Origin of the sequence: Bacteroides intestinalis DSM 17393, from assembly GCF_000172175.1 — a bacterium.
GTDB classification, from domain to species: Bacteria; Bacteroidota; Bacteroidia; order Bacteroidales; family Bacteroidaceae; genus Bacteroides; species Bacteroides intestinalis.
This window is the reverse complement of sequence record NZ_ABJL02000008.1, coordinates 1352593-1366360: the sequence shown is the minus strand read 5'-3', so window position 1 is coordinate 1366360 and position 13768 is coordinate 1352593. Positions and strand designations below refer to the sequence as shown.

Below are 13768 nucleotides of genomic sequence, written 5' to 3'. Positions count from 1 at the left end.
TTAACGCAAAAATATGCATTTTGTTTGATAAAAGCAAAACGAATGTAGAAGAATAGTGTCCGATACCTCGTATTGTTTAGACGAAAACAGGCGCAAGTTGTATATTATAACCTGCGCCTGTACATCACTTATAAATTGTAGTCAGAACTACTTTGTCTTTTCTTCTACCCATTTACGTGCATTGACGAAGGCTTCCATCCATGGAGTAATTTGATCACTGTGCAGGCGGTCGGCAGGATAACAACCGTTCTGCCATGGGAATATGGAACGCTCCAAGTGAGGCATGATAGCCAAATGACGTCCGTCGGAACTTGCTATTGCAGCAATGGAGTAGTCCGAACCATTCGGATTGGCAGGATATTCATCATAACTATATTTAGCCACTACGTTGTATTTATCTTCATCGTAAGGCAAAGAGAATTTACCTTCTCCATGGGCTACCCAGATACCGAGTTTGCTTCCGCTTAGCGAACCGAACATTACACTGCGGTTTGTAGGAATAGTAAGTCCCAGGAATCTGGATTCGAATTTATGAGATTCGTTGTGAAGCATCTTGCCATTCTTCTTGTGTTCCGGGTTAATGAGGTTCAGTTCCATCATCAACTGACAGCCATTACAAACACCCAGTGAAAGTGTATCTTCACGAGCGTAATATTTGTCGAGAGCTTCTTTAGCTTTCGGGTTGAAGAGGAAAGCACCTGCCCAACCTTTGGCAGAACCCAGTACGTCGGAGTTGGAGAAACCACCGCAGTAAACAATCATGTTCACATCTTCCAGTGTCTCGCGTCCGCTGATAAGGTCGGTCATTGTAACGTCTTTCACATCGAATCCTGCCAGATACAGTGAGTAGGCCATTTCGCGTTCGCCATTCGTACCCTTCTCGCGGATAATTGCTGCACGGATACCTGTCGGGGTACGACGGTCCGGATCAATACCGTATTGAGAGAGTTTACCTTTGAAATCAGGCATGAAAGCGAATTCCATAGGCTGCATCTTATAGTTTTCGAAGCGTTTTTTAGCGCAGCCGTTCATAGATTGTTTGCGGTCGAGTAGGTAAGAAGTAGAATACCATACATCACGCATATAATCGATACCGAACTGGTAAGTAGCATCATCTTTGGATACGAGGATGTGGCGTTCGTCAGTCGGCTTACCGATTTTCACATAACCCACACCGGCATCTTCCAATATCTGTTTAACCTCTTCTTTGTGCTTGTCGCTTACCTGGATCACGATACCCGGATTCTCGGAAAACAAAATTTTCACAAGATCGTGTTCTTTCATTTTGTCGAGGTTGATCTCCATACCACCTTCTACATTAGCAAAACACATTTCAAGCAGAGTTGTAATCAAACCTCCGGCAGAAATATCATGTCCGGCAAGAATCAATCCTTTGTTTACCAACTCCTGAACAGCAAGGAAAGCATCGCGGAAATATTCGGCATCTTGTACGGTAGGTACTTCGTCACCTACTTTGCCCAATGACTGTGCAAAAGCCGAACCACCCAGTTTCAATGTATCGAAACTGAAATCAATATGATAAATGGTTGTCTTTTCGTTGTTTACCAGTACAGGAGAAACAACTTTCTTCACGTCGGATACTTCACCGCCTGCCGAAACAATAACGGTTCCCGGAGCAATCACCTTGCTACCGTCGGGATATTTCTGAGTCATGGAGAGAGAGTCTTTTCCGGTAGGCACGTTGATTTGCAGTGCACAGCAGAAATCACTTAATGCCTTTACAGCGGTGTAGAGGCGTGCATCTTCACCCTCTTGTGAGCGGCAAGGCCACATCCAGTTGGCAGAGAGGGAAATGCTGTCCATTCCTTCAGCCATAGGAGCCCATACAAGGTTGGTCAACGCTTCGCTTACAGAAAGTACCGAACCGGCTGCCGGATCTGCCAATGCAGCTTGTGGCGCATGTCCCAATGAGGTAGCGATACCTTTTTCGCCACGATAGTCGAGGGCAACCACACCGCAGTCACTCAGCGGTAACTGCAATTCGCCTTGGCATTGCTGGCGGGCAATCTTACCTGTTACGGAACGGTCTACTTTGTTAGTCAACCAGTCTTTGCAGGCAACGGCTTCCAATTGCAATACATTCGTCAGGTATTCATGCAACTTGGACTGTTCGTATTTTGGCATTTCGTAGTGACGCTCTACGGTTTTGTCTATCATGTAAGTCTTGGGAGACGAACCGAACATCTGTTCCACGGCAAGGTCGAACGGACGTACACCGTCAGCTTGTTGGAAGGCAAAACGATGGTCGCCGGTAGTTTCACCTACCACATACATCGGAGCACGTTCGCGTTCAGCTACTTTACGTACATGCTCGATGGCTTCTTCTTCAATCAGCAATCCCATGCGCTCCTGGCTTTCGTTGGCGATGATTTCTTTAGCTGACAAAGTTTGGTCACCTACGGGTAACTTGCTCATGTCGATCAAACCACCACATTCTTCCACCAATTCGGAGAGACAGTTCACGTGTCCTGCCGAACCGTGGTCGTGGATGGACACCACCGGGTTAGTTTCTTCTTCGCAGAGGGCACGTACTACGTTGTAGGCACGTTTCTGCATTTCGGCGTTGGCACGTTGTACGGCGTTCAGTTCAATACCACTGCTGTAACGTCCGGTATCTACTGAAGATACGGAGCCGCCTCCCAAACCGATACGATAATTGTCACCACCGATCACGACGACTTTGTTTCCGGCTTCGGGAGCACCCTTCAAGCAGTCACGTTTTGTACCGTAACCTACACCACCGGCGAGCATGATTACTTTATCGTAACCATAAACTTCGTCGTTCTCTTTATGTTCAAAAGTAAGTACCGAACCGCAAATCAATGGTTGGCCAAACTTATTACCGAAGTCGCTGGCACCATTGGATGCCTTGATCAGAATCTGTTCCGGAGTCTGGTACAGCCATTGGCGTACCGGCAATATTTCTTCCCAAGGACGTCCTTCGTCCGTGCGGGGATAAGAAGTCATATAGACAGCAGTTCCGGCAATCGGCCAGGAACCTTTACCACCGCCCATACGGTCACGGATCTCACCACCTGTACCAGTAGAAGCACCGTTGAACGGTTCCACAGTGGTAGGGAAGTTATGTGTTTCAGCTTTCAGTGAGATAACACTCTGTATATCTTTCACCTGGAAGAAATCAGGCTTGGAGTGATCTGCCGGAGCAAACTGCTCAACTACCGGACCTTCTGCAAAAGCTACGTTGTCTTTGTAGGCTGAAATAATCTTATTCGGATTTTCCTGAGTGGTCTTTTTAATCATCTGGAAGAGGGAAGACTCTTGTTCCACACCGTCGATGATGAACGTTCCACCGAAGATTTTGTGACGGCAGTGCTCGGAGTTGATTTGAGCGAAACCAAACACTTCGGAGTCTGTCAACTTACGTCCGAGGTCTTGCTCTACTTTCTTAAGGTAGTCCATCTCTTCTTTAGAGAGTGCCAGACCTTCTTTCTCATTGTAAGCTTCCAGGTCTTCGATATGGACGATCGGTTCCGGCTTACGGTTTGTGGTGAATACATCCTGATCTAAACCTTTGTACATGCGTTGCAGCATCGGGTCACGGTCGGTGTTTTCGTCCTTTACGGGGAAATACTCTTCAATACGGGTAATGCCATTCAATCCCATGTTCTGGGTGATTTCTACGGCATTCGTACTCCAAGGAGTAATCATTTCGCGGCGCGGACCAACGAAATGTCCTTTCAGGTTGTCTTCACTTTCGGGGGTGGCTTCTCCAAAAAGCCAGCAGAGTTTGTCGCTTTCTGCCTGGGTGAGTGCGTGGTCACATTCTACGGCTATCACGCTCTTGGATGGGGTCTTGAAAAAAAGAATCATACTGAATATTTATGATTTATAATTTATGATTTATGCTTGAGGTACTCCGAAAAAGGCAAGGAAGCACTTACGGGAGATACCGGCTTTTTTTCTTTGGCGCAAAGATACATAAAATCGTTGGGGGAGAGAAAGAAATGGAAATAAAAAACGCATGCAGATTTGCTTGCATGCGTTTTTATCGGGAATCCTTTATTGTTTTACTTTGTCAGGGAAAGGATGGTTGTACCAATCGTAATCCGGATTGGCAATCCATAGCTCGAAATTCTCAAAAGATTGGCGGAGATTGTTGCCCTCTAGTGGGAAGCTGAATTCACCGGGGATTATCATGACCCAGCAGAAATTACCCTTTGCCCTGAATGGGGTATTGGGGGATGCAACCACTCCGCCAATGGCGGATGTGTCGAACAAGTCGGTTGCTTTTCCATTGATCTGGTGGATTTCCATACGTTTGCCTTGTGTTGCATTGCAAGTGATGAAGAAGTTCAATTTGTTTAAAGCCAATTTGGATTCTTCCACACTGTTCTCTTTGAAATGAATGGTTACGGTGAATTCTTTAGGATTGAATTCAGCGTCCTTATAGGTACCTACGATGGGAGTGCCGTTATAACCTGCAAAAGCATGCGCATGGTCGAACAGAGGTATAACTGCTAAAGTTTGTCCTTGTTCAGTGCCGTTGGCATTGGTTTTGAACATATTTTCTGTGAAGTTATTACTTGTATCATATTGAATACTGCTAATATCGCCGGCAGTGAGTTCGTCCAACTGTACTCCTGCGGAAATGCGTTTGCTTGCTCCGATGGCGGCAAGTTTACACTTCAGTGTGGCTTGGGTTACGTAGTTAGCTGTAGCTTTTAGTGTAACTTTGGTAACCAGTACAATATCATTCATGTCGTAATCGCCAAAGTTGGGCCACAGATCTTCAAAGGCGTAGGTATACTGCCCTAAAGTATATTCTTTATCATTACCGGGTTCTTCCGGGGTACCCCCTTCCTCCGGTTTGTAGGCGGGAGCACAATCGGAGCCTGTTGTTTTCACCCCTGCGTTGGCAGCAGCTTTCGTATTCCCCCATTGGGCACCGTCTTCCAAATAAATGTTTTTCGGCTTTTCCCCATTGTTGTGGTCGCATACGATGAATACTTTATTTTTAATTTGTGGGGTTTTACCGTTGTGTTCGTTTATTACTGTTGCATCCGTTAGTTTGACTACCGCCCATTTGCCATCATCATCTCCCTCTATTTCACAGTCGTTTTTTAACTCTAAAGTTTCCTCAATTTCTAAAAGAGAGTTCTTTTCCATTTCTAAAGTGGCTTTTTGCATCCACATTGTTTTGGAGAAAACGTATCCCCTTTCTTTTATTTCAAGTAATGAGTCATCCTTTCCGTTACCATCCAATTCTATTTTTTCGGCGTGAAGGCATCCATAGTTATCTATTTCACCACCATTTTCAATGGCGAGTGTTCCGTTTACTGTCATTGTACCGTAATTCTCTATTTCAAATTCATTCTTAACAGTGAAGTCGCCAAAGCATTGAAGAATCCCCGCTGCTTCTCCTTTGGACTGTTCCTTGCTTAAGATGATAAATTTGGCATCTTTATGGTTCTGAAATGCGTTCTTTGCTGAAATGTTTAATGTTCCTGCAATATAAATTTTACCGCCTTCCATAATGTTGATGTTATCATTCAAGTTAACCATGTTCCCGGTAGAAACTTTGTATTCTTCGCCCTTATTTATCTCTGTGATGTCAGTTGTTAACTCTTTTGCTTTATTCCAATCTTCCAGGTCATCATCACTACGTGTGGTTATGTTGGGAGAACGGGTGGACGAGACTGTGTTGCCGGACTCTCCCAGATGTAATGTTGCTTTCTTGTTGACTATAGGGACATTGCATTCCAATGTCATTTGGCTACCGTCTGTATAGTGTAATGTTTGGGTTACGGCCACTATCGTATCGCTGGCAGGTAGTGTGATTTCTTTGTTATATGGGTAGTTGAAACTGGCTGTGCCAATGGCTACAGGCAAACTCTCCTCGTCTGCTCCTTGTGGGTAGATGGAGATAGTATAAGTGTGGGGCGTATTATTGCCGATAGTTACGTGAACGGCAACTTGGGCAGTGGTTGACCATAGAAAATCTGAGGGAATAGTAAGATCGGTGACATTTCCATTGTCAGGTTCATTGTCTGGTTTGCTGTCAGGATTGTATACATCATTGTTCATACAACTGGCAAGTGCAAGTAGTGTAATGAATAAGAGATTCCTTAATTGATGAGCTGTTTTCATAAGCATGTCTTTTCTGTTTGTATTAATTGACGATACAAAGATAATATAAATCTTGATATAAAGCTATTGAAAGTTGTCTTTTTATTCTTTTAAGTTGGTTATTTAATAATATCTGTACTGAATTATCCTTTTGTTTGACTTCTAAAATAAAATTTATCTGAACTTTCCATATTGCTTTTATGTAAAATAATAGGATGCTAAGAGTCGCTTGTATTCTACTTTATGTACGCTCTTTTAACCGGTGCTCAAGTAACTATTCTATAATCAGCTTTTATGTTTAAATAAATCTCCGTAATAAATGCATGTTTTTTACAATGTCAAACTAAAATGTCTCTATTTTCATTCTCTGTAAAACGACTTGCAAATTCATTTTCTTATAAAAGACTTTTCACCTCTAAACATGCACAACGTGTCTGTCTAAGAATAGCCTGTTATTTGTCACTTTTTCGCTTTAGTAGTGTAAAGTATTAGGTGTTTTATGCTAATCAGTCGAAAAAACGTTAACACAATTGGTTCGTCTCACAAAAAAGTACGATATTTGCAGCCATGATTGAAATAAGGACCATATTCGATATATTATGGAAGGGCTTTATTATCGGGGTAGTTGTGTCTGCTCCGTTGGGGCCTGTCGGCGTGCTGTGCATTCAGCGTACGTTGAATAAGGGGCGTTGGTATGGTTTCATAACAGGACTGGGAGCCTCGTTGAGTGACATTGCTTACGCTCTGCTGACAGGGTACGGAATGAGTTTCGTATTCGATTACGTCAATAAAAATATCTTTTATTTGCAGTTGTTCGGAAGTATCATGTTGTTAGCTTTCGGTATTTATACGTTCCGTAGTAATCCTGTTTCGTCCATTCGCCCTGTTTCTACTAATAAAGGTTCTTATTTTCATAACTTCATAACGGCATTCGCCGTCACACTATCCAATCCACTTATTATTTTCCTGTTTATCGGACTCTTTGCACGCTTTGCCTTTGTCAGCGAAGGGGTGCTGGTGTTTGAGGCAGTCACCGGATACTTGGCTATTGCATTGGGAGCATTGGCGTGGTGGTTCGGTATTACTTTCTTTGTGAATAAAGTCCGTACACAGTTCAACCTGCGCGGCATCTGGATATTGAACCGTATCATCGGAGGCATTGTCATTGTTGTGTCTGTGTTTGGATTGGTGTTTACGCTGATGGGCGAATCACTTTACTGACAAGAAACATAAAATCATGAAGATAGCACAACAACTGAAAGCGAAGAATATCGCAGAATACCTTATATATATGTGGCAGGTGGAAGATTTGATACGTGCCAACGGTTGCGATATAGATAAAATCCGCGAAAATATTATTTCCCGTTATCCCGAAGAAGAGCGCCCTGCATTGGAGGAATGGTATGGAAATCTGATTGATATGATGCGTATCGAAGGTGTGAAGGAGAAAGGGCATCTGCAAATCAACCGTAATGTAGTGATAAACCTGACGGAGTTGCATGGCGAATTGCTATCATCACCCAAGTACCCTTATTATAGTGCGGCTTATTTCAAAGCACTGCCTTTTATTGTAGAGTTGCGTCAAAAGAGCGGGAAGAAGGATGAACCGGAATTGGAAACATGTTTCGAAGCTTTGTATGGTGTTCTGCTGTTGCGTTTGCAGAAGAAGGAAATAACACCGGGAACGGCGAAGGCAATAGAGGTTATCAGCAGTTTCATATCTTTGCTTGCCAACTATAATGAGAAGGACAAGAAGGGGGAGTTAAAGCTGGAAGAGTGATAAAGTGACAGGGTGATGAGGGATCGTAGTTTTAATCGTGAATTGTAATTAATAGAATCTAAATATAGAGATGAGAATATTAGTAACCGGAGCCAACGGACAACTTGGCAACGAGATGCAAGTTCTTGCAAAAGAGAATCCGCAACACACCTATTTTTTTACTGACGTACAGGAATTGGATATCTGTGACGAACACGCTGTACGGGCATGCATTGCCGGCAATCAGATTGATGTCGTAGTAAATTGTGCCGCTTTTACGGCGGTTGACAAGGCAGAGGATAACGAAGAACTATGCCGCAAACTGAATGAGGAGGCTCCGGGAATACTGGCACGTGCTGCACAGGCTTATGGTGCTGCAATGATACAAGTTTCTACGGACTATGTATTCGACGGTACGGCGCATATACCTTATAAAGAAGATTGCATGCCGTGTCCTAATTCAGTTTATGGCTTCACTAAACTGGGCGGAGAGAAGGAAGTCATGCAGAACTGCGAGAAGGCGATGGTGATTCGCACTGCCTGGTTATACTCTATTTATGGAAACAATTTTGTGAAAACGATGATTCGTCTGGGGCGTGAACGTGAATCTTTGGGAGTTGTTTTCGACCAGATCGGTACACCGACGTATGCAAAAGACCTGGCAGTTGCCATCTATGCAGCCATCAATCAGGGAATTGTACCTGGGATTTATCATTTCAGCGATGAGGGTGTATGTTCTTGGTATGACTTTACAGTTGCCATTCACCGCATTGCAGGCATTACGACTTGTAAGGTTAGTCCGTTGCATACGGATGAATATCCGGCAAAGGCTCCACGTCCGCATTATTCCGTATTGGATAAGACAAAGATAAAAAATACTTTCGGGATTCATATTCCACATTGGGAAGAAAGCCTGAAAGTATGTATTGATAAACTGAATGCCCAATAATAATATTATACCTATTTATATATGGCAAATAATAACGAAATAGAAAGAAGACGGACCTTTGCGATTATCGCGCATCCGGATGCCGGTAAAACGTCATTGACTGAAAAACTGTTGCTTTTCGGTGGACAGATTCAGGTGGCGGGTGCTGTAAAGAGCAATAAGATAAAGAAAACGGCTACATCCGACTGGATGGATATAGAGAAACAGCGTGGTATTTCTGTAACTACCTCCGTGATGGAGTTCGATTACAAAGATTATAAGATTAATATCCTCGACACTCCCGGTCACCAGGACTTTGCCGAAGATACTTACCGCACGCTGACTGCTGTAGATAGCGTTATCATCGTTGTGGATGGTGCAAAAGGTGTGGAAACGCAGACCCGTAAATTGATGGAAGTGTGCCGTATGCGTAATACGCCGGTTATTATATTCATCAATAAAATGGACCGTGAGGCCAAAGATCCTTTCGATTTGCTGGATGAGCTGGAGGAAGAACTTGCTATTCATGTGCGTCCGTTGACGTGGCCTATCGAAAGTGGTGTGCGTTTTAAGGGAGTTTATAACATCTATGAGCAGAATCTGAACCTTTTTCAGCCTTCCAAGCAGGTAGTGACGGAAAAGGTGGAGGTAGATATCAATACCGAAGAACTGGATAAGCAAATCGGTGCGCAACTGGCTGATAAATTACGTGGTGAGTTGGAGTTGATAGATGGAGTATATTCTGAATTTGATAAGGAAGAATACCTGAAAGGGGAAGTGGCGCCTGTATTCTTTGGTTCGGCTCTGAATAATTTCGGTGTACAGGAGCTGCTGGATTGCTTTGTGGAAATAGCCCCAAGCCCTCGTCCGGTGCAGGCGGAAGAACGTGAAGTGGAACCGGAAGAACCGAAATTTACCGGTTTTGTGTTTAAGATTACGGCAAATATTGACCCGAATCACCGTTCTTGCATTGCATTCTGCAAGATATGTTCCGGTAAATTCACACGTAATACTCCTTATCTGCATGTACGTCATGGGAAGACGATGCGTTTTTCTTCGCCCACGCAGTTCATGGCACAGCGCAAGACAACCGTTGACGAGGCTTGGGCAGGCGATATTATCGGTTTGCCGGATAACGGTACTTTTAAGATTGGTGATACGCTGACGGAAGGGGAGATGCTTCATTTCCGTGGTTTACCGAGTTTCTCACCGGAGATGTTCAAGTATATCGAGAATGCTGACCCGATGAAGCAGAAACAGCTTGCCAAGGGTATCGACCAGTTGATGGACGAGGGTGTGGCGCAGTTGTTTGTCAATCAGTTTAATGGGCGTAAGATTATCGGTACGGTAGGACAGTTGCAGTTCGAGGTTATCCAGTATCGCTTGGAGAATGAATACAGTGCGAAGTGTCGTTGGGAACCGTTGAGCTTGTATAAGGCTTGCTGGATAGAGAGTGATAATCCGGAAGAACTGGAAGCCTTTAAAAAGCGCAAGTATCAGTATATGGCAAAGGATCGTGAGGGTAGGGATGTATTCTTGGCTGATAGCGGTTATGTGTTGCAGATGGCGCAGATGGACTTTAAAAATATTAAGTTCCACTTTACAAGTGAGTTCTGATTTTTCTTGTTTTAAGATAGATAGAGGGCATAAAGTAACGAAAAACTTTGTGCCTTTTTTGTTTATTATGTAGAGAAAGCATTACCTTTGTGACACTAAGATTGATATGTGTTGATTATAAAAACTACGACAAAACATTGATTATGAAAAGCGGATATATGCTATTCTTTTTGTCCTTTCTTTTTCTTCTGGGGCTGACGGCTTGCACTGCCCCTGTCAGTAAAACCATGCTCGATTATGAACAATCCCTTGTCCGTGCCGACTCTTTAGTACAAGCCGGTGTCGCCGATAGTGCCCAAACCGCCCGTCTGCTTTCCGAACTGCATCGTGAATATAACAGGGTGAAGGAACTCTCCGACGGAAAGCGCGTCCGCCTGATGCCTGCCGATAAGCGGAAGCAATTCTTCTGGGGAGCATTTACTGCACTGATGATAGGTCTGAACGTATGGCTCTCCATAAGCAATATCAAGTTTTCGACCGACCGTAAGCATCGCCGTTACCTCATTGATTTGAGCGAGAATGAGCAACGTCTGCGCAACAATGAACTGGAAAAAAATGAATTGCAGGAGTGCCTGAGGGAAATGTCGTTGACGGATGAAGAACGGGAAGAAGTACATCGGTCATTGATGAACCTTATGGAGCATGGCAGTCACTTGTGCGATGAAAATGAGTCCCTTCGTACACGTCTTAAGGATTATGAAAATCGCCCCTTGCCCCGCGAACTGGAATTGTTGCGGAAGGAGGGGGAGCGTGCGCACGTGCTGGATGGCCAGGTACAGGCACTCACTTCTGTCTTGATAGACCGCGATGAGGTAGTGGGGCAACTGCGCAGTCATCCCAAGTTCCTCACGGACGAACAGTGGAGATACCTGCAAACACTCACGGACCGTGTGTACGAAGGGTTTACCACTCGCCTTGCCGGACGTTTCCCGAAACTTACGCCTGCCGACCTTCAGCTTTGCCTGCTCATCCGGTTGCGCTTTACCAACGCGCAGGTTGCTACGTTGACGGCCGTGTCGCCCGCTTCGGTATCTCAGCAGAAGTTCCGGTTGAAGAAGAGGCTGTTGCAGATGGACGAGGCGTTGTTTGCCAACGGTGAAACAGTGGATGCGGTGGTGGAAGGGTGCTGAATAACCGAAATATGGCAACAAAAAAATGCTTCCGAATCTCTTGTTTTGATGGAGGTACCCTCAGTCGTTATATGAGGTGCCCTCTGTCGTTATGTGAGGTATCCTCTGTCGTTATGTGAGGCATCCTCTGTCGTTATCTTTGGATACCCCGTCGAGAAGTGTTTCTGACGGGGATTTTTGTACCTGAATGGTAATTTTCGCTTTGGGGGCGTTTTTTACAGGATTGCGATAAAACTTAACTTATACCCAAGCAGAAACTATTGGCTTTAATTCCTGACAAAGTGATAACTCCTTTAAATCCTGTTATGATTAATACAGGTTATAATGTATATACAGTTTCGTCTCCGCAGATGTTACGGATTTTCATTCTCAAAGGCTTGTGGTCACAACGGATACGGGCATCCCAGAACTCATTGGTTTTTATGCCGTTTCGGATAGTGTAGCCCAGCTTGTCGATTTTTACCTCACTATTGCTGTGCCAGATAGCCTCCTTGTCGGCTGTAGAGCAGTCTAGGCTAATCCATTCGATGGTTTCGAGCCCTTCATCGCTGATGGTGATGGGGGAGTATTTCTTTTCCTTACCCTTGCCGGAGTTCTTCAGATTGAACTGCGCGACTTGCTGCTCCCCTTTGAGGTTGATGACTTCTATCTTCTTAAGCACACGGTCGCTGTGGAACTGTATGATTTCTACTTGCCATCCTTTGAACAGGTTGTCCTGTGTTTCTGTAAGTTGCCATTCGGCATAGTCTTCCACTACTACGTTGTCAAGCACCTGCTTCAGGTCGCGTAGCTCGATTTCAATGAGCGGGTTGCCTTGCTCTTTGATGAACTGCTCTATCTCTTTCCGGTCGATGATATCTATGTAATAGACGATTACGCGCTTTACATCATCAGGCAAATCGGGCATGGCTTCGCGGATGATGCGGTTCATTAGTGGTTTGTCCAACAAGCGGGTGCTGCTGTCCATCAGATTGGGCAGATAGACAGGCATCATGCCGCATTTGGTATCCATAATACTGCCTTCCCAGAATTTGTCCAAGGCATCTTCGTTGCGAAGGCCGATAATCAGGCTTTTCAGTTTCTCCATAGTCTGTACGGGGTTTCGGTAGAGGGAAACGCCGTCTTTTATTTCGAAGATGTCGAATTCGGCCTTTGCGGCTATGAGGCGGTCGCGAACGGTTTGTATGCTGTTGATGCCGATGTCACAATGAATGAACCGACGGTTATTAAGATGGGAGGCAGTTGATAGAACTCCACTACCTCCAAAAAAATCAGCTACAATATCATTTGAATTAGAACTTGCTAAAACTATTCTCTCAATGAGTGGGTATGGTTTCTCTGTTGCATATTCTACTCGTTTTATTCCATCAACAGGATATCTTGAGGCAACAGCATATTTCCACCAATCTTCTGGTATTTTCCCTTTTTCATTTAAGTCGTATGTATCAGAAATGAAGCCTGATCCAACAAGTCCTTTTTTGAAATTGTCAATAGTCTTGGCATTATGTGTCATTCGAATATCTTTATCATTAAAGATATAGTCCTGTTTATCTTTACAATACCAAAATATAGTATCATGTTTTTTATTAAAGTGTTGCATTCCCGGTGAACCAGGTCCATTATAACACCACACTATCTCGTTCACAAAGTTATCTTCTCCGAACACCTCATCCATCAACACCTTCACATAATGCCCTATATGCCAGTCCAAGTGAACGTAAATGCTTGCCGTATCGCTCATCACACTCTTGATGGCCATCAGATTCTCGTACATCCAGTTCAAATAGCGTTCCTTGTCCCAAATGTCACCGTACATCTTCTCCTCAAAGGCTTTCAGTTCTTCCACATCCAGCTCCGTTTCAGCCTGTCGCATTGCTTCCGCCACTTTGGGATTCCTCCTTATATAAACCTTCTTCGCATAATCCGCCCCGCTGGCGAACGGGGGATCGATATATACCAAATCCACACTGATGCCTTTATCTTTTAAGTAGGCGCAGGCAGAAACACACTCACCACGGATAATCAAGTTCCCGTCCGGGTTTTCACCCCTCTTTTCCTGCAACTCTGTTTCGTAGAACGGCATGCCACGCTCTATGTGTTCTATCACTTTGTCATTGTCGCGATAGCGGAGGATGCGTTTGGTACGTACAAAGTTGTCGAGCAATGCTTGGCCTTCCAGTGTATTCGGGAAATAGGGTACATATTTAATAGCCATATCTTGAATGT

Annotated in this window: 8 protein-coding genes; 5 read left to right on the top strand and 3 right to left on the bottom strand. The window is 44.3% G+C overall.

Translation table 11 applies throughout. The features are described from left to right. Positions 1-147 precede the first annotated feature (147 nt). The gene (gene purL / locus BACINT_RS14800) at positions 148-3852 is read right to left on the bottom strand and encodes a phosphoribosylformylglycinamidine synthase (protein WP_007664436.1); all 3705 of its coding nucleotides are present in this window, start codon (positions 3850-3852) and stop codon (positions 148-150) included. Positions 3853-4041: 189 nt separating this feature from the next. Beyond that, entirely contained in the window at positions 4042-6129 is a 2088-nt protein-coding gene (locus BACINT_RS14795) for an LruC domain-containing protein (RefSeq protein WP_115501887.1), read from the bottom strand. A 546-nt stretch (positions 6130-6675) separates the two neighbouring features. Here BACINT_RS14795 and BACINT_RS14790 point away from each other — a divergent pair. The 5 genes from BACINT_RS14790 to BACINT_RS14770 all read left to right on the top strand — a co-directional run bounded on the left by BACINT_RS14790 (position 6676) and on the right by BACINT_RS14770 (position 11542). Next, a complete protein-coding gene (locus tag BACINT_RS14790) occupies positions 6676-7329 on the top strand; it encodes a LysE family translocator (RefSeq protein WP_007664434.1) in 654 nt (217 codons plus the stop codon). A gap of 16 nt (positions 7330-7345) precedes the next feature. Next, complete coding sequence (locus BACINT_RS14785) at positions 7346-7888, top strand: DUF4924 family protein (protein ID WP_007664433.1); 543 nt, start codon at positions 7346-7348, stop codon at positions 7886-7888. A gap of 70 nt (positions 7889-7958) precedes the next feature. Beyond that, positions 7959-8816, top strand: coding sequence for a dTDP-4-dehydrorhamnose reductase (gene rfbD, locus BACINT_RS14780; protein WP_007664432.1), 858 nt, complete (start codon positions 7959-7961; stop codon positions 8814-8816). 21 nt (positions 8817-8837) lie between these two features. Beyond that, positions 8838-10412: a peptide chain release factor 3 gene (locus tag BACINT_RS14775; RefSeq protein WP_007664431.1), complete on the top strand. Its 1575-nt coding sequence runs from the start codon at positions 8838-8840 to the stop codon at positions 10410-10412. 143 nt (positions 10413-10555) lie between these two features. Then, complete coding sequence (locus BACINT_RS14770; protein ID WP_007664430.1) at positions 10556-11542, top strand: helix-turn-helix transcriptional regulator; 987 nt, start codon at positions 10556-10558, stop codon at positions 11540-11542. A gap of 319 nt (positions 11543-11861) precedes the next feature. Here the strand turns inward: BACINT_RS14770 and BACINT_RS14765 are convergent, their stop codons facing one another. Then, the gene (locus BACINT_RS14765) at positions 11862-13757 is read right to left on the bottom strand and encodes a DNA-methyltransferase (protein ID WP_007664429.1); all 1896 of its coding nucleotides are present in this window, start codon (positions 13755-13757) and stop codon (positions 11862-11864) included. Positions 13758-13768: the final 11 nt, after the last annotated feature.